Here is a 19,833-nt window from a genome sequence, read left to right on the forward strand (position 1 = left end):
TAGCGCGGCACGCGGTCGGCCGACCTCCAGACCCCTGGCATGATCTTGTTGTGGCTGGTGTGATCACAGTGTCGGAGTCGTCCTGGATAGCCACCTTTACTGGGCTGAGCCCGTACTGCTTCGGCAAGTTGGTGACCTTGGCGCGCCGCGAGATCGCGGACGAGAGGCGGCGCGGGCGGCCGTGGAGCCTGTCACTGGAGGACCGGGTGTTGCTGGTCGTGGCCTACTGGCGCACGAACTTGACGATGCGACAGCTTGCTCCGCTCTTCGGCATCTCCAAGTCAGTGGCCGACCGAATCATCGACCATCTCGGCCCCAAGCTCGCGTTCCGGCCGCGCAAACGGTTCGCGAAAGACGCCGTGCTCATAGCGGACGGCACCCTGGCGCCCACGCGTGACCGCACGATCGCCGAGCAGTCGAAGACATCTCATGTCGCTGGTGGGTCAAGTAGGTGCTCGGCGGCGAGGTCCATAGGCGGTGTGAAGGCACGATCGGGGTCGAATAGCGTGCGGCGCTGCAGGCAGTGGTAGAGGCAGCCGAGCAGTTTGTTGAACAGGTTCCTGAGAGCTGCGGTGTGGCGTTCTCCGCCAGCACGCCGTCGGTCGTAGTGGGCGCGTGGAGCCTGCGTGCGGAGGGCCGCGAAGGCCCACATGTGGCCGGCTGAGGCCAGCCGTTGGTTCTTGACGGTGCGGGCCACGACGACGTGGCTGCGGCCGGAGGCCCGCGTAATGGGTGCCGCGCCAGCGTATGCCTTCATGGACCGGGCGTCCGCGAAGCGTTCGCGGTCGTCTCCGATCTCTGCGAGGACGCGTGCTCCGGAGAGCACGGACAGTCCCGGGAAGCTGGTGATGATGTCGGCATCTGGGTGCGCGAGGAATGCTTCCTCCGTTGCCGCCGCGAGCTGGGCGACGCTGGTGCAAGCGGCGTCGACCTGCCGGATGAGGGCTGTTGCCTGGTGTCCCAGAGCCTGTTCGACCTGCGGCAGCTGTCGGAGGTAGTCCGCGCCGAAGATCTCCCGAAGTCGTTCGACCTCGGCTTCGATTCCGCGGCGCGGACGCTCGCCGCGCTTGAGCAGCGCGCGCAGCTGGCTGCGGGTGAGTTTGGCGGCGTCGGCAGGCGTGGGTGCGGCGGTCAGGATCACGCGGGCGCGTGGCGAGTCGAGTCCGGGTTTTCCGGGGCCGTGGAAGGCCGTGAGGGCGGCCGGGTAGTACTCGCGCAGGTGTGAGCGGAGCCGGTTGATCGTCTGCTGCCGATCCCAGATGGCGTCCTGGTGAGCGCGGGCCAGGACGGCAACGGCCTGCCCGGCTTCGCTATCGTCAGGCAGGGGGCGGTGAGCGTGCCGGTCGGTCCGCAGGATGTTGGCCAGGACCCGGGCGTCAGCTGCATCGGACTTGGCTCGGGACACGCTGGCGCGATCGCGGTATCGGGCGGCGGCCAATGGGTTGATTGCGTAAATCTTGCGGCCGGTGGCCCGGAGGCAGGCGACGAGCAGCCCCCGTGGGGTCTCGATGGCGACTGGGATTGGGTCCTCGGCACTGTCGCCGTGTCGGGTCAGCAGTTCCATCAGCGCGTGGAATCCTGCGCTGTCATCGCTGATCCGCCGCTTGGCCAGCTGGGCACCGTCCCCATCCACCAGAGCTATGTCGTGGTGTCCTTCCGCCCAGTCGATGCCGCAGAAGATCGCGCTCAATGTCTCTACCTCCGTGCCAACATGGGGTTTTACGTCCAGGCGGAGCACGCGGCGCTCTAATAGAAGTGCTCAAGGCACGCCATCTCATGAGCCGTTCGTGTCTCCAGCGACCGGCAGGAACCTCGGTCTGCTGAAGAGCTCTCGGGCTCGTGAACTGCTGAGAGGTCGGCCCCTGCCGGCGGGCTGGCGACATGAAACCCGTGATGACCACGCTCCTGTCGGGCGGGACCGGTCTTTGACAAGAGATCGAGGTCCCGGAACTACCGAAGGTCTCCGCCCGACAGGACGAGGGGCGAGGTGAAGCTGGTCTGACCATGGGGATCCAGTCCCGGAACGGGGGCAGGCTTCACCTCGTTGCGGCGGCCTTGCACTCACGTGCTCGGGCTCACCGATCACCTATTAGAACTACCGGTACTCCACCGCTCACCAGGTCGTCATCGACGCCGACACCCGGCTGGTCGTCGTGGTCGGTCGACCGCTGCCTGGCAACCGCCACGATTCCCGAGGCTGGGAGGGATCCGGAGCCAAGGCTGCGGTTGGCGCCACCATGACCATCGCGGACGGCGGCTACCAGGGCACCGGCCTGGTCATCCCACACCGCCGGGCCGCCGGCGAGAGCGAACTACCCGCGTGGAAGAAGCAGCACAACCGCTCCCACAAGCGAGTCCGCGCCCGCGTCGAGCGCACCTTCGCCCGCATGAAGAGCTGGAAGATCCTCCGCGACTGCCGTCTCAAGGGCGACGGCGTCCACCACGCCATGCTCGGCATCGCCCGCCTGCACAACCTTGCCCTAGATGAATGAGTCCGATGTTTGTGCTGGCCGCGACCATGGCGAAGGGCGCCCGTTGGCTTGGTTGTGACTCCTTGCCTGGACGCCCTTCTGGCGGCACTGTACGTGTTCATCGACGACCATGTGGCCCCGCGTCGCCGGATCGGGCGACCCCCGAAACTCACGGACGCCGAACTGCTGTGCCTGGCGGTCGCCCAGGTCCTGCTCGGCTTCCCCTCCGCCCGTCACTGGATCCGCTTCGCCCACGCCCGGCTCGGGCACCTGTTTCGCTACCTGCCCCAGCAGTCGGCCTACAACAAACGTCTCAACGCCGCCGGACCGCTGATCAGCCATGTGATCGATGCCCTGGCACGGCAGGTCCCGACCTGGAACGACAGCCTCCGGCTGATCGACTCCACTCCGCTGCCCTGCGCGGCCTCCCGCGAGACCGTCAAACGCTCCGAACTGGCCGGACACGCCGGATTGTCGGCGTACGCCTGAGCGTGCTCAACCCCGTACAGGTGAACGTGCTCAGTTGATGATGCGCTGACCACGGGTTCTCGTCAGTCCGCAATGGACGGTCGACAGCGTCAGACGGCCGGGCACTTCTCATGCCACCTTGATGACAACCTTGCCCGAGGTGTGACCGTTCTCGACGGTGCGAGGGCGGCCGGGGCGTCGGAGAGCGGATGGACCGCGGTGATTACGGGTGCGAGGAGTCCGTCGAGGGCCAGCCGGGCCGACCGCTCCAGGTTCTCGCGGTCGACGCGACGCTCGACGAAACGCCCACCGAGATCGGGCACAGACATATCACCCACAGCGATGACGTTGCGGGGATCCTGGGCCAGCGGAGCGACCGTCCGCAGCGAGGTGCCTCCGGCCAGGTCGACGATCCCGTCGAAGCCGTCCGGAACCAGCTCGCGTGCCGCGGCGGCGACGTCCTCGGCGGTGTAGTCGATGAACCGCACCCCGATGGCCTCGGCGTGCTCGCGTTTGGCGGTACTCCCGGTGCCGATCACACGCAGCTCGCGCTCGATAGCCAGCCGGGCGACGGCGAGGCCCACCCCGCCCCCGACTCCGTTGACCAGGACCGTGGCACCGGCCGGGAGGCCGAGCTGGTCGAGCACGTCCACCGCGGTCGTCCCGGCCACTGGCAGCGTTGCCGCCACGGTCGCGGACAGACCCTCCGGGATGCGCGCGGTGTTCGGCGCGGACAGCACCGTCGTCTCGGCGTAGGTGCCGCCACCGGTGAGTGCGAAGCCGAAGACCGCGTCACCCACCTCAAGCCCGTTGACGTCCTCGCCCCGGGCGAGAACGGTTCCGGCTGCCTCCATGCCCAGCACGCGGGGAAACGGACGCCCGCCGTCGAGCCCGTCGACCAGACCTGAGCGCAGAAGGTGGTCGAGGGGATTCACGCCGACGACGTCGACCTGGATCAGCACCTCACCGCGACCGGGGACGGGATCGGGACGATCGAAGAACTCCTGCACCTCGGGCCCGCCATACCTGCCGAAACCCCACGCCTGCCCCATCTTTTGCCGCCTCTCGTATGACCGACCCGGTGATTCCGGGCGCTGTCGCCATCCTCACCTCTGACATTGATGTGAGGGGCAACCGGCTGAGACGCAGATCACAGCATCAGGCCGACTGCGCCACCGGTTCCGGGGCCGTGGACAGCTCCGCCCGGTGCCGGCTGTTGGCCCTGATCAGCACGTCGAGTGCATCCCGGGTCTCGATCAGGCGCGCGATGTCGGCGTCGATCCGGTCGCGCTCGCGCATCATCGCCATGAACGTCTCCTCGGCGACGCCCAGGTCACCCGGGACGTCCACACACGGCAGCACAGTCGCGATCACCCGGCTGGACATACCCGCGTCGAACAGCTGTCGAATGAGCGACACGCGCTGGACCGCAGCATCGGAATAGTGACGCTGCCCCGCGTCGGAGCGTGAGCTGGTCAGCAGGCCCTGCTCTTCGTAGTACCGCAGTGAGCGCGGACTCACGCCCGTGCGCTTGGACAACTCGCCTATCCGCATCCCTGAGAGCCTACGCCCGCGTGCTCCAGGTTCAGACCGCCGTCGAGTCATGGACGCTCGCGGACACCCCCACGGCCGCAGGGTTGTCGTCCCGGTCCCACGACTGAGCACGTTCGTCTGTACACGCCTGAGCACTTTTCTCAGTACGCCGACACGGATACGGATACTGCCGCAGCCACTCCCGCTTCTTCTGGGGATTCCGGCTCTACCTGCTGACCACCGCCGAGGGCATGCCGGTGTCCTGGTGCCTGGCGAACCCGAAACTGGGCGAGCGGGAGGTGATGACCGCCCTGCTGGAACGCGACCATCACCTCGTCCGCGCAGGGCAGGTGATCCTCGCCGACAAGGGCTTCGCCGGGCGGGAATTCGAGGCGCTCCTCACCGAGCGCCTGGGCGTCCACCTGGTGCGGCCCGATCGCAAGGACGAGCCGGTCCGGCACGGCCGCCTGGCCCGCGTGCGTCAGTGGATCGAGGCCGTCTTCGACACGCTCAAAGGCCAGCTCAGCCTGGAGCAACACGGCGGCCGCACCCCGGCAGGAGTCTTCGCCCGCACCGGACAAAGACTCCTCGCCCTCGCCGCTGGCATCTGGCACAACTGGACCACCGACGCCAAGATCAAACGATCCCTGATCGCCTACGACCACTGAAGAACATCGGACTCATTCATCTAGCCGGATAGCGCGAGCCGGTCCCGCCAGGAACGGCCGCGCCGTCACCTACTCGTAGATCATTTACGGGACAACCTTTATCTGCGGTGCAACGGATGCTTGCCGAGTTGAGCGTCAACCCGGTCTTGACGACCTGCCGCCGCATGAGCGCAGCCCAGCATAGGAAGATCCTGATCTTTCTCTGAGCTGCTCTCCCTTTTGGTCGACGCGCTCACTAATTCAACTAAAATGCCTGAATCGTCATCCGGACTTTGAAGTTAGGCCCCGAGAAGGCTCGGCTGCACCTTGCAGTTGGAACGAGTAGGCGCGATAGACGTGGATCTGTTCGGTCGTGGCGAGAACCGTACTTGAGGCGGTGTGTCTATGCGGAGTGAAGGACCACGGAGGTCGTGCAGGCATCGGATCATTTGGACGGTCCTTGGCGCTTCCGTAATGGTTGTCGTAGCGGCGTGCAATTCAAATGGACCAAATGGCCGTGGAGGCGCCACTGGTACGGGTGCGGGTGATGCATCGAGTTCAAGGGCGCCGGTCTCGCCGTCCTCCCTGTCTGTGGTGGGGGCGGCGCGTCAGCAAGCAGTAGCAGCATACGTAGGCATGTGGCGGGACATGGCGGAGGCGGGAGAGACGTCGGACTGGCGATCCCCGAAGCTGTCGAGGTATGCCACCGGAGACGCACTGTCGACGATCTCGCGAGGTATGTACGCCGACCACATCAACGGATTCGTTTACAAGGGAAGGCCGAAAAACCACCCGAAGGTGACATCGGTGGATCCCTCGAGGGATCCGAATACGGTGCTGATCTCCGACTGCGGGGACTCTACGCACTGGCTGAAGTACCGGGTCGATAATGGCAAGCTCGCCGACAATGAGCCTGGCGGGCACCGGTCGATTACGGCCGAGGTCAAGCAGCAGTCGGATGATAGGTGGAAGGTGACGCGCTTTGCCGTTGAGGGGATCGGCTCGTGTTAAAGCGAGGAGCGGTCGTGGTGGGGCTGTCGCTGGCGGTAATGATGGCGGGCGCGGTCCCCGCTTGGTCGGATGATTCGTGGGGTTCTGTGGACTGCACGCAGAACCCGCATCCTGGATGCGACTTGGGCGCGGGAAGGGGCCCGCAGAAGGAGAGCCCGGATCGTGGAGAAGGCAGCGAATCGCCTGAACGGGGAGGCGGAGGCGATAGCGGCGATAGCCGTCGCCGAGAGGAGCCGGAGAGCTCCAATCCGGACCTCAATCGGACTGATTGCTCCTATCGACGCAGTGACTACAAGCCGCCCTCGAACGCTCAAACCGTCACCTACCAGGGCCCTTTCGCTGACGATATCCCAATGGCTCAGCCAGCGGAGTTCCACGCCCAGGCCCAGCTCCCGGTGGTTGGGTCGGTTGCCGGACCGAAGCCCGGTGAAGACGGAGCCTGGTACGTGTACAAGTGCGATGCGGGCGGTACACGGGATGCGCTCTACCGGCCTCCGGTGTGGATTCCCGACGCGCCACAGGATGACGGCGGCCCTCGGGTATCTCCGGCCGCGTTGGCGGAGCAGGCCCGCGGGCAGCTCCGGCTGCCCTCGCCGGAGATCAAAGCGAGCCCGGCGGAGCAGCAACTGGTGACCTTGCCGACGTGGCTGTGGCTGGAGCGCGGCGCGTGGCGGAGGGAATCGGCGACGGCGTCGGTACCGGGGGTGTCGGTGACCGCGGTGGCGCGGCCGACATCGGTGGTCTGGTCGATGGGCGATGGCGGTTCGAAAGTCTGCCATGGCCCTGGTACGCCCTACCGTCCCAGCGAGGCGTCCAAGCCGCGGCCGAATCCGAAGAGGCCGTCGCCAGACTGCGGTTACACCTACCGTTCGTCTTCGGCTGGGCAGCCTGATGACGCGTATCGGGTTTCAGCGACGGTGAACTGGTCGGTGACCTGGTCCGGAGCCGGGCAATCGGGCGCCTTCCCGGGGCTGACAACGACTTCGGCTGCTGCTTTCCGCGTTGCGGAAAGCCAGGCAGTCAACACCGACCACGAATGAGCCTGCTCTTCCTCCTGCCGATGGAGGGAGGCCGACAACACCCACATCTGTTCTGTGATCACCGGGCTGCGGGGCCGGGCCCGGTGCCGATTAGGCCTGTGCCAGGAGGCGGTTGTTGATGAGTACGCGAACGTATCTTCCTCCCCAAGTCCCGTTCCCAGAGGGGAACGACTCTGGACGGCGGCGCCCTGGGGCGAACGATGAACCGTCCCGGCTGGTCGGTGGTCGGTGGCGACGTCGGGTGTCGTATCTGCCGCTGGGAGCGCTTTTGGTACTGGGCTGTTCGGCGGGCGGCGTAGTGGTGGCCTTGAACCTGGGGCACCGGCAGGCGGTGCTGGCGTTGGCGCACCCGGTCACGGTGGGGCAGACGCTGATGGAGCGAGACCTGCGGGAAGTGAGCTTAGCTCGTGGCAGTGGGCTGGCAGCGATCTCCGCCGGGTCGACCGACCGGATCGTCGGGCGTCCGGCGGCTTACACCATGCCCAAGGGGACGTTGCTGACGGAGTCGGTGCTGGGCGAGCCGCAGATCCCACCGCGGGGGAAGGCTGTGGTTGCCGTGGGATTGAAGGAGGGACGATTTCCTGCGGGGTTGGAGTGCGGGAGCCGGGTCGCCGTGGTGAAGGTGCCCGAGCCCGAGGGAGGCACTGCGGAGCCTGAGCTTCCGGACCCGTCGTCCCCCGTGTGGTACGCCACGGTGGTCGCGGTATGGGGCAAGGAGCGTGGGGAGACGGCGGTGGTGTCCTTGCAACTGGGCGAGGACGAGGCGCGCGAGGTGGCGGCTTTCCCCACCGACAGCATCAGCGTCCTGCTGGTGCGCAAGGAAGTGCTGTGACCCTCGTGGCCCTGTGCAGTCTGAAGGGTTCACCGGGGGTGACGACCACGTGCGTGGCGCTGGGGGCCCGATGGCCGACCGGGGAGCGGCCCGTGGTGGTGGAGTGCGATCCGGCCGGAGGCGATCTGCTGGCCCGATTCCGCCTCGAGCTGTCACCGGGGCTGGTGAGTCTGGCCGTCGCGGCCCGCCGCTCTGCGCACCCGGGCCTGGTGTGGCAGCACACCCAATGGCTCCCCGGCGGGCTCTCGGTGGTGGCTGGACCCGCGGGCGCCGCACAGGCACGAGCGGCGCTGGGGGAGATCAGCGATGCCCAGGCGTCGGTACTGCGCCAGTCGGCCGACAGGCCCGACACCGCGGTGATCGCCGACTGCGGACGCCTTGACCCCGATTCCCCGGCCATGGCCCTCGTACAGGCGGCGGACGTGATGCTGCTCCTGGCTCGGGCGCATGACGACGCACTGGCCCATGTCGCGGTGAGACTGGAGGAGGCAACTTGCTGGTCGCGGCGGCCCTGTTTGGTGCTCGTCGGCGATGGCTGCTCGACGGCGGAGGTCTCCAGGGCGCTGGGGATCGAGGTCCTGGCTCGTATCCCGGAGGATGCGAAGGGCGCCGCGGCGTGCTGCGGGCTGCCTGGCCGGCGTGCAACGCCGACGCGTTCTGTTCTGGGGCAGGCGATCGTCGACATTGCCGCGCTGGTGTCCTCCCATGCCCGTTCCGAGCCGACCGTCTGGGGCGGACGTCGCCTGCCCCGGTTCGCGGCCATAGCGCGATTCAGCCCGTCCACGCGGCGGGTGAGAGCTCCGGTGCCTTCGCCCAAGGAGGTGCGCTCCGATGACGCAACCGGGCGGTGAGCAGGCTGCCTGGCCTCCCCGAGCAGGGCACGGGCAGCAGGACCGGGGGAGAGAACGGCACCGGGAACCGGGGGTGAGACTGCCTGGGCCGGCCGATCTGGTCGGCGTCGGAGTGCCTGTGGATTCTCCTGTGGAAAAACTGCGGCGCAAGCTGCGCCGGGAGCTGGCTGCGCGCCTGTCCGAGCGCATCCGGGCTGACGAGGAAGCGGGCCGTCGGGAGGTTCCGGCGAGCGAGCGTCGCAGGCAGGCGGAGGCGATCCTGGCCGCGGCCGCCGAGGAGCACACGCGCATCCAACTGAGCCGCGGTGGCAGCGTCGTACCGCCGGAGACCGAACAGCAGATCCTGACGCAAGTACTGGATGAAGTCTTCGGCCTGGCCGGCCTGGAGCCGCTGCTGCGCAACCCGGAGATCGAGAACATCAACGTCACCGGGGACCGGGTCTTCGTCCGCTACGCCGACGGCCGCCGCGAGCAGCTGCCTGCCGTGACGGGGTCGGACACCGAGCTGATCGAGCTCATTCGCGATCTGGCCGCACGCTCCGGAGTGGAGGAACGGCGCTTCGACCGGGGGACGCCGGGGGTCAGTTTCCATCTGCCCGGCGGGGAGCGCGCCTTCGCCGTGATGGCGGTCACCGCTCGCCCGTCCCTGTCGATCCGACGACACCGCCTTGAGAAGATCACGCTCGCCGAGCTGCGTGAGCTGGGGACGGTCGACCAGGCCTTGTCATCGTTCCTCCGTGCCATGGTCCGCGCGCGGAAGAACGTGCTGATCACCGGCGGCACGGTAATGGGGAAGACCACCATGCTGCGCGCCCTGGCCAGCGAAATCCCTCCGTGGGAGCGGCTGATCACGATCGAGGACACCTTTGAACTCGGACTGGACGCCGACAGCGAGCGGCATCCGGATGTGGTGGCGATGCAGGCGCGCGAGGCCAACGTCGAGGGCCAAGGAGCCGTCACCCAGGCGGAACTGGTGCGATGGGCGCTGCGGATGTCCCCGGACCGCGTCATCGTCGGCGAGGTCCGCGGACCTGAAGTCATCCCGATGTGCAACGCCATGAGCCAGGGAAACGACGGCTCCATGGGCACCCTCCACGCTTCCACCAGCCGCGGGGCCTTCACCAAACTGGCCGCCTACGCCGTCCAGGGCCCGGAGAAGCTCCCGCTGGAAGCCACGAACCTCCTCCTCGCCTCCGCCCTGCACTTCGTGGTCCACCTGAATACAGGACGAGGCGGAGGCCGGGTGGTCGCCTCGATCCGGGAGGTGGTCGACGCCGACGACAAGCAGGTGGTATCCAACGAAGTCTTCCGGCCCGGCCCGGACGGCCGAGCGGTGCCGGGAGCGCCGCTGCGCGCCGAGACGGAAGAAGACCTTGCCGCCGCCGGGTTCGACGCAGGGCTGCTCAAGCGCCCGGAATGGGTGTGGCGGTCATGAACGGCTACGCAGCCCTGCTCGGCCTGTGCGGACTCGGGGTGGCCACCGGCCTGGTCGTGCTGGTCAGTGCCTGGCACGGCAATCTTCCCACCGGTGCCCGAACGTGGCGCCGACGCCCGCGGCGCGCGGTGACGCGGTGGTGGGTGGTCGCGGCCTGCGTGGCCGGGGTGCTGGTCGGGAGTGTCACCGGCTGGGTGGTCGGGGCGCTGCTGGCGGCGATGGCCACCTGGAGCGTGCCGCGCATCCTGGAGGCGACCAGGGCCGATCAGCAGCAGACCGCCCGGATTGAGGGCATAGCCGGGTGGACCGAGATGCTCCGCGACACCCTCGCCGCCGCGGCCGGTCTGGAGCAGACCATCATGGCCACCGCACACACCGCGCCCAAGGCCATCCGACCCCACGTGCTGGGTCTGTCGGCCCGGCTGGCCGGTGGCGAACGCCTGACCGTGGGGCTGCGGCGGTTGCAGGCCGACCTGGACGATTCGACCGCCGATTTGGTGATCGCCGCCCTCATGCTGGCCTCAGAGCACCAGGCGCGTCAGCTCACGCCCCTGCTGGGCGAGCTGGCTGCCACTGCCCGCGCGCAGGTTCAGATGCGCCAGCGGGTCGACGCCAGCCGCACCCGGATGCGCACCACCGTCCGCGTGGTGATGGCCACCACTTTGGTCTTCGCCGGAGGACTGACCCTGCTCAACCCGGAATTCCTGAGCCCGTACGACTCCGCCACCGGACAGCTGATCCTTCTGCTGATCGGGGTGATCTTCACCGTCGGGTTCGCCTGGCTGCGCCGGATGGCCCGGATCGAAGAGCCTGAACGATTCCTCACACCAGAACCACTGGGCGACGCCGCCGAGTACCAGGGGGTGAGCCGGTGATTGTGCTCATCGCGCTGTCCGCCGGTGTGGGCGCGGGGCTATGGGCGCTTTGGATGTGGCTCATCCCGCCCCGCCCGCCCCTGGACGCACTCCTCACCCGCCTGCGCGCCGAACCCGCCCCGCCGCCAATTGTCGTCCGTACGGGGGCCGGAGGGTGGGCACAGTACCTGGGTCGGCCCTTCGTTGGGGTTATACGGCACCTGGGATTGCCCGAGAGCTCCCTCCACAAGGACTTGGCGATCACCGAGCGTTCGGTCGAGGTCCACCTGGCCGAAAAGGCCGCGCTGGCCCTGACCGGCCTGCTGCTCCCCGTGGCGGTCGAGCTCCTACTGACCCTCGGCGGCCGTCCCCTCCCATGGGCCATGCCCCTGGCCGGGTCGCTGGCATTGGCGGTGGGTGGCTTTCTCCTGCCGGACGCCATGGTGCGCTCCGAAGCCGCCAAGCGCAGGGCTGCCTTCCGTCACGCGCTCGGCGCCTTCCTGGACCTCGTCCATCTCCTGCTCGCCGGAGGCGCCGGAGTCGAGGGGGCGCTGGCGGACGCGGCGAAGGTCGGGCATGGCTGGGCCTTCCAACAACTGGGCCGTGCGCTGGATATCGCCCGGCTTACCCGCACCTCCCCCTGGAAGACCCTGGGACAGCTCGGTGACGAACTGGAGATCAATGAGCTCTCCGAGCTCGCCGCCGCACTCTCCCTGGCCGGCACTGAAGGCGCCAAAGTCCGCGCCTCGCTCGCCGCCAAGGCCACCGCGCTGCGCCACCAAGGAGGCAGCGAGGCCGAGGCCGAGGCCAACGCGGCAACCGAACGGATGACCCTGCCAGCGGCGCTCATGGCGGTCGGCTTCATCGTCTTCGTCTTCTACCCCGCCCTGACCCACGTCACCACGTCGCTGTAAACCCCACGCTGAGAAGGAGTCCCGCTGTGCCCGCACTGCCGAACGCGATCACGACACGCGCCGCCGCCCTGCTACGCAGGCTGGCCCACGATGACCGCGGATACACTTCGGAGGCCGTGATCTGGATCGCGATCCTCTCCACGCTCGCCGTGTCCGTCGGCGCGCTGATCGGCCCGGACATCATCGACGCGGCCCGCAACATACACATAGGGCGGAAGTAGGCCCCCCACATGGCAACCATCACGGACCACCGCCGGCCCCATTCCGCTGACCTCGGACCAAGCCGCCGTCTCTCGAGCAGACGGCGGTTGTTGGAGCGGGCTCGGGATGACCGTGGAGCGGTCACCACCGAGATCGTGCTCGTCCTGCCGCTGCTGTTCACCCTGGTGCTGGTGATCGCGCAGGTCACCGTGTGGGCGCACGCCACCCACATGGCGCAGGCCACCGCCTCACACGCCCTGTCCGCCACCCGCGTGGAAGACGGCACCGTCCAGTCCGGCAGATCCGACGCCCAGCGGGTCCTGGACCAGCTCGGCCACGGGCCATTGCGCGGCGCGCACATCAGCGTGACCCGCGACGTGGAGCGTGCCTCGGTGCGCGTGGAGGGTACCGCCACCAGTGTCGTGCCGTTCCTGCATCTGCCGGTCCACGCGGAAGCGGCCGGCCCGGTGGAGAAGTTCCACCTTGCCGACCAGGCCGCGCCATGAGCCACCCCACTGCATGTGCCTCCTCGTCACACCACGGGAGCGGGCTGATGCGTGCTCTCCGTGGTGACCAGGGATCAGCGACAGCCGAGCTCGTCCTTCTCATCCCGGTCCTGCTCCTGGCGGTGTGGTTCCTCGTCTACTGCTCGCGACTGCCCGATGCACGATTGCGCCTTGAGGACGCCGCGCACCAAGCCACCCGCGCCGCAAGCCAGGCGCGCAGTCCGTCCACCGCCGCCCGCCAGGCCCGCTCCACAGCCACCGCAGCACTGGACCAGGCGGGGATTGCCTGCCAGTCCCTCACTGTGGACACCCGCGGCAGCCTGCAACCCGGCTCGACGGTGACCGTCACCGTCTCCTGCACGGTCGGCCTGTATGACCTCGCGCTGCTCCAACTCCCCGGCACCACGGTGCTCCAAGCCCGTTTCGCCGCGCCGGTTGATGTCTACCGCGGCAGAGCTCCCGGCGCCGCCACGGCGACTTCCATCGACTCCCCGCAGGAGAGCCCGTGAGTGGAGAGGGCGGTTCCGTCTCTCTTGGACGTGGCCTGACCGATGACCATGGGCAGATCACTGTGTTCGTCGTCGTCATCACGGCGCTGGTCGTGCTGTTCGCCGGCCTGGCCGTCGACGGCGGCCTGGCTCTCGCCACGAAGATCCGCGCCCTCGGCGAGGCACAGGAAGCCGCCCGCGCCGGCGCCCAGGCGATCGACCTGGATGCCTACCGGGCTGACGGCACGGTACGCCTCCAACCTGATCAGGCCCGTGCTTTGGCCTACCGATACCTCGCCACCACCGGCGACACGGGCACGGTGACGGCCACGGAGCGGACAGTGACAGTCGCCGTCACCGTGCAACAGCCGACGCAACTGCTCCAAGCCGCGGGCCTCGACACGCTGACCGTGACCGGGTCGGGCACCGCTCGCCCCCGCCACGGTGTTAGCGCACCCGAACGGTAAGAGACGCGGATATGGTCCAACGGGTTCACCACCGGCAACTGCGCCAGTTCTATCGAGCGGCCCGTGCACTGCTGGCCGCCCTCCTTCTCCTGACCTTGGCGGTCGGCATCCCTTGGGGACTGGTGCGCTTCGTCGGCTGGCCGCTGCCAGACCACCTGACGACCTGGACCGAGATCCAGGATCTCCTACTCGCCCCGTTGAGCACCTCCTTCCTGCTCAACACCCTGGCCTGCCTGCTGTGGCCCACATGGGCGGTCTTCGTCCTCGACGTCGTCCGCACCACCCTCGACATGGTGCGCACAACCGCGTGGCCCGAGATCCGTCCGGCAGGTCTGGTACATGCCCTGGCCACCGCGCTCGTAGGAACCGTCGTCCTGGCCCTGGCCACAAGCCGATCCGCCCCTCAGAGCGTTCCTGCCCAGGCCACCACCGTGGTCGACCGCATCACGACCCCCACCGGCCTGCCAGTCCTCACACAAGCGGTATCGAGCCAGGCGGCAGAGACACAGTCGGCAGTGCCGGGGAGGGCCGTGGTACGCCCGCCACACGATGGCGTCTATGACAGCCTGTGGCGCATCGCGGAGCGGGAACTGGGTGATGGGCGCCTGTGGTCGAACATCTATGCCCTCAACGAGGGTCGTCCGCAGCCGGACGGCCATGCCCTGACCACGCCAGGTCTGATTCGGCCCGGCTGGATCCTCCATCTCCCCGACACACGCCGGCACTCTCTCCCCGGTCACGATGACCACCCCACCCCCGGCAGCCCGGAACCTCCTCCCACCCCTCGCGCCACCGTGCCGAAGTCACCGAGCACCCAGCCCGCTCCGTCCACACCGCACACTTCCTCACACGCCCCCGACGACCCCGCGCACCACACCGGTCCGGGCACGGGCATCTCCTTGCCCACGGGGGCGTTCGTGAGCCTGGGCCTGGCCGCCTTGATCACCGCCGCCTGGTTGTCGGTTCGGTGGCGCCGCCGCATGCGCTACCGCCCCGGCAGCGGCGAGCGCGAGGATCTCACCGTCGCACCCGTCGTTCGCGCACTACGCCTCGCCAACGACCAGGCCCACCTCTCCTCCGGCACAGATGCCGAGACCCCCGACGTCACGGCGGGGGCGCTCGCTGACCAAACCAATGGAACGGCCCTGCTCGGACGTTCTGCCCTGGCGGCGCTGCCGAGGCCAGAACGGCTCATCGCTGTGAAAGACGGCCGAGCGCTCGGCCTGGACCTGGCCCGTACTCAAGGCCTCGGCTTGGTCGGCCCCGGTGCACTCGATGCCCTCCGCGCTCTAGTTGTCACGCTGCTCGCGGAAGGAGGCGATCTTCAGTCGGCCCCGGACATTCTCATCCCCTTCCACGACGTCCACCTCCTGGTCGGCGAGCACGGCAACAGCCCGCTGCGACTCAGCCGACTGCATATCGTCGACAACCTGGACGCGGCTCTCGACACATTGGAATCCGAACTTCTCACCCGCGCCCGCCAAGACGCCGACACAGCGACGAACACTCCGAACGCGAAGGAACTCGTCCTGGTCGCCACACCCGCCCCACATGCCCAGAGACGAATGCAAGCCATCCTCGACAACGGCTCAAGCCTCGGCCTGTCTGGCCTGCTCATCGGGCAGTGGCGCCCCGGAGCAACCGCTCACGTACGGACGGACGGCACGGTCGCCGCCACCAGCGCATCTCTGGCCAACTTCCTCGCAGACGCCCGGCTGTTCACCCTCCCACCTCCCGACAGCCAAGCCCTCCTGAGCCTGCTGAGCGAAGCCGACCCTTCACCCCGCGAAGCCCCTGCCATAGCCGCACCGTCTACCCGCGACTCTTCCCGCGACGGGACAAGCAGTGCCTCGTCGGAGGAGCACAGCCCGTCGAGTCTGGAGCCAACTGACCGCCGTACTTCATCGTCGGAAAGCAATCCTCAAAGCATCGACAGCGCCGAACCCTTCGATACCCCGGCACCGCCAGCGTCAGTGTTTGCGCCCAGCGACGCGTTCTCGACACCCGACACACATACTCGACAGCCCGCACTACCAGAGAGCGCTGCGGGCACGAGCGATCCTTCTGGTGCCAGACCGCCACAGGCGAACTTGCGAAGCCCTGCTGAGAGGCAACCACACCGCCCTCGGCCTGCCCCTGGCATCACACCGGCCGACAGCGCACTGAGGATCAACCTCCTCGGCAATCTCCAAGTGGTCCACCACCGCGGCGATGAGCACCAAGACATCACCAGCGCCCTTGCACCCCGCCAGCGCGAAATCCTGGCCTTCCTCGCCCTGCACCCCAACGGAGCACGCCGCGAGACACTCACTGCGGCCCTGTGGCCGAACGCCCCCGCCGACCGCCCCTACAACGCCCTCCACGCCACACTGAGCCAACTACGCCGCGCGCTCCGCACCGCGACCCACCAGGCACTGGCCGAGGTGATCCTCCGCCAGGACGGTCCCTACGCCCTGGACCGTGACCGAGTCAGCGTCGACCTGTGGGAGCTGCATGACGTTCTCGACGCCACCGGCCCGGGCCACGCCAACGAGCACCGCCTGGCCGCGGTGGAACGCCTCGGCAATCTCTACCGAGGCGACCTCGCCGAAGACCTGACCGCTGAGTGGGCCGAGGCCCCTCGCGAAGCCCTGCGCCGCGACGTACTCGACGCCTTCGGCGCCTTGGCTCACACCATCGACGACACCGACCCGGAGCAGGCCCTCATCCTCCTGGAACATGCCCGCACACTCGACCGCTACAACGAGACCTTGTACCAGGACATCGCCCGCCTTCAGGCCCACCTCGGCCAGCGTGATGCTGTCGTACGCACACTTGCTCTACTCACAAGCACACTGGCTCAGCTGGGAGAAAGGCCCAGTCAAGAAACAGTGTCACTGTGCGAGTTACTCCTCCGGTGTGCTCCTCCTTCCGACTATCTCCGCGGTAGGGCCAACTGAGGTCCACCGAGTACACCCTGGTGACAGGCAGCTTCTGCCCGGCGTCCTGACCATGGGAGCACCGGAGATCGTCCTGCTGGCACGGGTGGAGCTGTCGACAAGCAGCGTCGCTAGGGGCTGTGCTCGTGGACGGTTCAAACCCTTTACTACTCCAAGGATTTGGCCCTCTTGGTGCGGCTGATGTTGCCGGGGTCTGTAGCTCTGTTCACACGCCTGAGCGTCGTAGTGCGAGGGGTGTGGAATGTGCTTGTCTCGGCGTCGTGGCTGAGGTTCGTGAGGTAGTTGTTGGGCAGGGTTCGGTTGGTTTCTGTGTGACGTGGGCGCGCACCTGGCGGGTGCTGTGGACTCTTGAGGACTGACTGTGCCAATAACGGTCGTAGGAAGGCTGTGTTGATCGGGAAGGGGTTGGTGGCCATGGTGGCCGAGGTGTGGGCTTTGGGGAAGGGCGGGTCGACCACGCAACCATGGTCCGGATCTCAGAAGAGATGGACGCTTATGTTCGGGATGCCGGAAATCGAGAAAGTGCTCTGCACACTACCTGCTGGCAGATAGAAGGCAGCCTGCTCCCCGCACCTGCGGGGATGGTCCCACCCCGCCGAGCGAGGCGGCCGCCAGCACGTACTGCTCCCCGCACCCGCGGGGATGGTCCCATGCCCCGGTATGAAGAGGTCGCCAACGACCTCTGCTCCCCGCACCCGCGGGGATGGTCCCAGCGAGCCGAGCGGCGACCTCATCGTGCCCTCCTGCTCCCCGCACCCGCGGGGATGGTCCCCAGGCATGGGAAGTCGCCTCCATCCAGGACGGCTGCTCCCCGCACCCGCGGGGATGGTCCCAGCAGTACACCCAAAAGGTGCGATGACCAGGGCTGCTCCCCGCACCCGCGGGGATGGTCCCGCGTCCCACAGGTCCGTGGTCCGGCCGCCGTGCTGCTCCCCGCACCCGCGGGGATGGTCCCCACCCCGACGTCGACCCCCGCGACATCCCGTACTGCTCCCCGCACCCGCGGGGATGGTCCCCCCTGCTCCATGCGGCGCTGCACCTCGCCCAGCTGCTCCCCGCACCCGCGGGGATGGTCCCACCCTCATCGCCAAACTGTGGGACGACAACAACTGCTCCCCGCACCCGCGGGGATGGTCCCTGCTGAAGGCAGACGTGTACGCGCCGGATCCGCTGCTCCCCGCACCCGCGGGGATGGTCCCACTCGGCGAGTGGTCACGGTGTCCGACGCGTTCTGCTCCCCGCACCCGCGGGGATGGTCCCGGCACCAAGCCGAGGAGGTAGCCGGTGCCGGCCTGCTCCCCGCACCCGCGGGGATGGTCCCGCGGGGCCGATCGCGTTCCGCCACAGCCCGGTCTGCTCCCCGCACCCGCGGGGATGGTCCCTCGCCGGCCAGTTCCTTCAGGCCGCGGCTGATCTGCTCCCCGCACCCGCGGGGATGGTCCCTGAGCGGCCGACCTCGCCCACCAGGCCACCTCTGCTCCCCGCACCCGCGGGGATGGCCCCGCCATGCTGGTATGGATCGAGGAAGCGGCCGACTGCTCCCCGCGCGCGGGGATGGTCTACACCTCACAGCAGATCGGTGGCGCCATCCGTACGCCTTGCTGACGCGATGGTGGCGAGCGTCACCACCCCCGTCAGTATCGTCGCTAGCTTCCGCGAGGTCTGATCCGAGTCCGAGCTCTTCACCCTGCCCGAGATCAGCGCCGTGATCTCGCACTGGTACGTCGTAATGATATGAGGCCGCGTTCTCCAGTCTGCTGTCCACCTTCGCACGCAGTGCCGGGTCGGTCGTCAGGTGCAGCCGGACGGTCCGAGATTCGATTCGACAGGTTCTTGACTACTGCTCCTTGTGCCCCGCTTGCTGGGCACGACTCACAAGGTCCGCGTGATGTTTGGGCCACTCCGCCAGCGGCGTGAGAGCTGTCAGCAGCTCGTCGGCAGCTGACGTCAATTGGTAGCGGGCACGGTAGGGAAATGTGGGCTCGCGGTGGCGTTCAATGAGTTCCTCCCGCTCCAGGCGCCTCAGGGTTCGGTTCAATACACTTTCTTGAAGGTAGAGGTGTCGAGTTTCCGACCAGCCGTCTTCATGAGTCTTTTCTCGGATTGTGTCCAGTAATCGGGTGTATTGTTTGGGTCCTTCTGCCAGTGCGACCAGGACGTCGGGTATCCATTCTCCGTTGATCATGTGGAGAGCGTGACGCAGGTTCAAGGTGAAGACGCGGTCTCTGGGTGCCTCATCGGCGCCTGAGGTGTCCTCTGCGCTATTCGTTGCCGGGAGTCTGTGATGCTTGCTGCCGGACATTTGTGCCTTCCACGCTAATGGTTGCTGTTGGTGTGTCCTGGGCGACTGCCTCTCCATGCCCACCAAATGGAAGGCGAGGCGGAGGAACCTGGGACTGGTCAGGAACGGTTCATCAGGACATGGTGGGACAGCCCAGTACGGGCCCGGAGGGGCAGTGTGGGAAGGGCTGGGCACGACGAGGAACCAGCCCTTGCCGAGTGCCCGACTGCCTGGCGCGCTCCAATGGGCGGCTGTGGAACGCCGGACGAGGAAGTATAGGTGCGGTTCTCTGCCTTCCAGGTCTGCGATAACCAGGCCCGGTGTACATCGAATCTGGTGGCGTAGGACGTCAAGCACCTGGTATCCAATTTCGGCCGACGTGCGAATCGCGTCCCACCACAAGCCTGTCGCAATGGCCTCACGTCTTCCTGCCCGCGGAATCCACGTGGGCAGCCACTGGCGGATGCCGTTCATTGTTCTGTGTGTACGAGTTGGTCGAGTACGGCGGTGAGGTCGGCGTGAAGCCGGTGAGCCGACTCGGACGACAACACCAGTGAACGCGGGGCGTAGGGGGTTGCCTTTAGGTAGCGGGTGAGCGGAATGCACACCTCACCGTCGGCCAGTTGGTGCACCTCCTCGACCCTGGGATTACGCTCGCGGTGGGACGCCGCGGCTTGCGAGCCGGCAATGCAGATCTGATTGCCTCCGCTGCGCTTGGCATCGCGCAATGCCACGTCGCACTCCAGCAGCAGCTCGGACAGGTCGCCGGGGATAAGGTCGGTGCAGGCTGCCACACCCATGGACACGGTCCATCCGGTAATGGTCACGGCCGACTCGCAGCTGGTCATGGCAGGTACCGACAGGCTGCTTATGTGGACTTGGATGCTCCGGGCGA

The 19,833-nt window shown here is 67.6% G+C and carries 17 protein-coding genes, 4 pseudogenes and 1 CRISPR repeat array; of the genes and pseudogenes, 16 read left to right on the plus strand and 5 right to left on the minus strand.

The genetic code is table 11. The features are described from left to right. Positions 1-50: 50 nt before the first annotated feature. Positions 51-422, plus strand: a pseudogene (locus KHP12_RS39455) (helix-turn-helix domain-containing protein); the annotation flags it as partial. Between the two features lie 5 nt (positions 423-427). On the opposite strand, the gene KHP12_RS39460 reads toward KHP12_RS39455, so the two are convergent. Beyond that, the gene (locus tag KHP12_RS39460) at positions 428-1,690 is read right to left on the minus strand and encodes an IS110 family RNA-guided transposase (RefSeq protein WP_211834242.1); all 1,263 of its coding nucleotides are present in this window, start codon (positions 1,688-1,690) and stop codon (positions 428-430) included. 403 nt (positions 1,691-2,093) lie between these two features. Between KHP12_RS39460 and KHP12_RS39465 the strand changes: the two are divergent. Together KHP12_RS39465 and KHP12_RS39470 are read left to right on the plus strand one after the other, a co-directional pair. Then, a pseudogene (locus KHP12_RS39465) lies at positions 2,094-2,492 on the plus strand (transposase); the annotation flags it as partial. 54 nt (positions 2,493-2,546) lie between these two features. Further along, positions 2,547-2,942: pseudogene (locus tag KHP12_RS39470) on the plus strand (transposase family protein); the annotation flags it as partial. 107 nt (positions 2,943-3,049) lie between these two features. Here the strand turns inward: KHP12_RS39470 and KHP12_RS39475 are convergent. Together KHP12_RS39475 and KHP12_RS39480 are read right to left on the minus strand one after the other, a co-directional pair. Continuing rightward, positions 3,050-3,991: an NADP-dependent oxidoreductase gene (locus KHP12_RS39475; RefSeq protein ID WP_246643245.1), complete on the minus strand. Its 942-nt coding sequence runs from the start codon at positions 3,989-3,991 to the stop codon at positions 3,050-3,052. Positions 3,992-4,097: 106 nt separating this feature from the next. Beyond that, positions 4,098-4,493 carry a MerR family transcriptional regulator gene (locus tag KHP12_RS39480; protein WP_211834243.1) on the minus strand — a complete coding sequence of 132 codons (396 nt, stop codon included), beginning with the start codon at positions 4,491-4,493 and terminating at the stop codon, positions 4,098-4,100. Positions 4,494-4,648: 155 nt separating this feature from the next. On the opposite strand from KHP12_RS39480, the pseudogene KHP12_RS39485 reads away from it, so the two are divergent. The 13 genes and pseudogenes from KHP12_RS39485 to KHP12_RS39545 all read left to right on the plus strand — a co-directional run. Continuing rightward, positions 4,649-5,140: pseudogene (locus tag KHP12_RS39485) on the plus strand (transposase); the annotation flags it as partial. A 627-nt stretch (positions 5,141-5,767) separates the two neighbouring features. Next, entirely contained in the window at positions 5,768-6,130 is a 363-nt protein-coding gene (locus tag KHP12_RS39490; protein WP_211834244.1) for a hypothetical protein, read from the plus strand. Positions 6,131-6,483: 353 nt separating this feature from the next. After that, positions 6,484-7,170, plus strand: a complete 687-nt coding sequence (locus KHP12_RS39495; RefSeq protein ID WP_246643246.1) for a hypothetical protein — start codon at positions 6,484-6,486, stop codon at positions 7,168-7,170. 241 nt (positions 7,171-7,411) lie between these two features. Beyond that, positions 7,412-8,002: a hypothetical protein gene (locus tag KHP12_RS39500; RefSeq protein WP_211834245.1), complete on the plus strand. Its 591-nt coding sequence runs from the start codon at positions 7,412-7,414 to the stop codon at positions 8,000-8,002. Further along, positions 7,999-8,853, plus strand: a complete 855-nt coding sequence (locus tag KHP12_RS39505) for a CpaE/TadZ family protein (protein WP_211834246.1) — start codon at positions 7,999-8,001, stop codon at positions 8,851-8,853. The genes KHP12_RS39500 and KHP12_RS39505 overlap by 4 nt, the downstream gene beginning before the upstream one ends. Positions 8,854-8,971: 118 nt before the next feature. Further along, positions 8,972-10,288 carry a TadA family conjugal transfer-associated ATPase gene (locus tag KHP12_RS39510; RefSeq protein ID WP_308016988.1) on the plus strand — a complete coding sequence of 439 codons (1,317 nt, stop codon included), beginning with the start codon at positions 8,972-8,974 and terminating at the stop codon, positions 10,286-10,288. Next, on the plus strand, positions 10,285-11,163 hold the full coding sequence (locus KHP12_RS39515; protein WP_211834248.1) for a type II secretion system F family protein: 879 nt from the start codon (positions 10,285-10,287) through the stop codon (positions 11,161-11,163). The genes KHP12_RS39510 and KHP12_RS39515 overlap by 4 nt, the downstream gene beginning before the upstream one ends. Positions 11,164-11,369: 206 nt before the next feature. Further along, positions 11,370-12,056, plus strand: coding sequence for a type II secretion system F family protein (locus KHP12_RS39520; RefSeq protein WP_246643247.1), 687 nt, complete (start codon positions 11,370-11,372; stop codon positions 12,054-12,056). Between the two features lie 26 nt (positions 12,057-12,082). Beyond that, complete coding sequence (locus KHP12_RS39525; protein WP_211834249.1) at positions 12,083-12,277, plus strand: hypothetical protein; 195 nt, start codon at positions 12,083-12,085, stop codon at positions 12,275-12,277. Positions 12,278-12,364: 87 nt separating this feature from the next. Beyond that, a complete protein-coding gene (locus KHP12_RS39530; RefSeq protein ID WP_211834250.1) occupies positions 12,365-12,763 on the plus strand; it encodes a TadE/TadG family type IV pilus assembly protein in 399 nt (132 codons plus the stop codon). Positions 12,764-12,810: 47 nt separating this feature from the next. After that, a complete protein-coding gene (locus tag KHP12_RS39535; RefSeq protein WP_211834251.1) occupies positions 12,811-13,272 on the plus strand; it encodes a TadE/TadG family type IV pilus assembly protein in 462 nt (153 codons plus the stop codon). A gap of 62 nt (positions 13,273-13,334) precedes the next feature. Beyond that, complete coding sequence (locus KHP12_RS39540) at positions 13,335-13,718, plus strand: hypothetical protein (RefSeq protein ID WP_308289526.1); 384 nt, start codon at positions 13,335-13,337, stop codon at positions 13,716-13,718. 11 nt (positions 13,719-13,729) lie between these two features. Further along, on the plus strand, positions 13,730-16,657 hold the full coding sequence (locus tag KHP12_RS39545) for a hypothetical protein (protein ID WP_211834253.1): 2,928 nt from the start codon (positions 13,730-13,732) through the stop codon (positions 16,655-16,657). A 560-nt stretch (positions 16,658-17,217) separates the two neighbouring features. Beyond that, positions 17,218-18,160: direct repeats of the CRISPR family, unit length 29 nt; unit sequence CTGCTCCCCGCACCCGCGGGGATGGTCCC. A 334-nt stretch (positions 18,161-18,494) separates the two neighbouring features. Here KHP12_RS39545 and KHP12_RS39550 read toward each other — a convergent pair. Together KHP12_RS39550 and KHP12_RS39555 are read right to left on the minus strand one after the other, a co-directional pair. Further along, positions 18,495-18,842 carry a winged helix-turn-helix transcriptional regulator gene (locus KHP12_RS39550; protein ID WP_162002054.1) on the minus strand — a complete coding sequence of 116 codons (348 nt, stop codon included), beginning with the start codon at positions 18,840-18,842 and terminating at the stop codon, positions 18,495-18,497. 566 nt (positions 18,843-19,408) lie between these two features. Next, a complete protein-coding gene (locus KHP12_RS39555; protein ID WP_211834254.1) occupies positions 19,409-19,786 on the minus strand; it encodes a hypothetical protein in 378 nt (125 codons plus the stop codon). Positions 19,787-19,833 lie beyond the last annotated feature (47 nt).

The sequence above is a fragment of the Streptomyces asiaticus genome, assembly GCF_018138715.1.
Classification (GTDB): Bacteria; Actinomycetota; Actinomycetes; order Streptomycetales; family Streptomycetaceae; genus Streptomyces; species Streptomyces asiaticus.

What these genes read in the sequence shown, in the direction of transcription:
- KHP12_RS39475 (WP_246643245.1), bottom strand. Translation starts at nt 3,991, where the DNA reads ATGGGGCAGGCGTGGGGTTTCGGCAGGTATGGCGGGCCCGAGGTGCAG.
- KHP12_RS39480 (WP_211834243.1), bottom strand. Translation starts at nt 4,493, where the DNA reads ATGCGGATAGGCGAGTTGTCCAAGCGCACGGGCGTGAGTCCGCGCTCA.
- KHP12_RS39490 (WP_211834244.1), top strand. Translation starts at nt 5,768, where the DNA reads ATGGCGGAGGCGGGAGAGACGTCGGACTGGCGATCCCCGAAGCTGTCG.
- KHP12_RS39495 (WP_246643246.1), top strand. Translation starts at nt 6,484, where the DNA reads ATGGCTCAGCCAGCGGAGTTCCACGCCCAGGCCCAGCTCCCGGTGGTT.
- KHP12_RS39515 (WP_211834248.1), top strand. Translation starts at nt 10,285, where the DNA reads ATGAACGGCTACGCAGCCCTGCTCGGCCTGTGCGGACTCGGGGTGGCC.
- KHP12_RS39535 (WP_211834251.1), top strand. Translation starts at nt 12,811, where the DNA reads ATGCGTGCTCTCCGTGGTGACCAGGGATCAGCGACAGCCGAGCTCGTC.
- KHP12_RS39545 (WP_211834253.1), top strand. Translation starts at nt 13,730, where the DNA reads ATGGTCCAACGGGTTCACCACCGGCAACTGCGCCAGTTCTATCGAGCG.
- KHP12_RS39550 (WP_162002054.1), bottom strand. Translation starts at nt 18,842, where the DNA reads ATGATCAACGGAGAATGGATACCCGACGTCCTGGTCGCACTGGCAGAA.
- KHP12_RS39555 (WP_211834254.1), bottom strand. Translation starts at nt 19,786, where the DNA reads ATGACCAGCTGCGAGTCGGCCGTGACCATTACCGGATGGACCGTGTCC.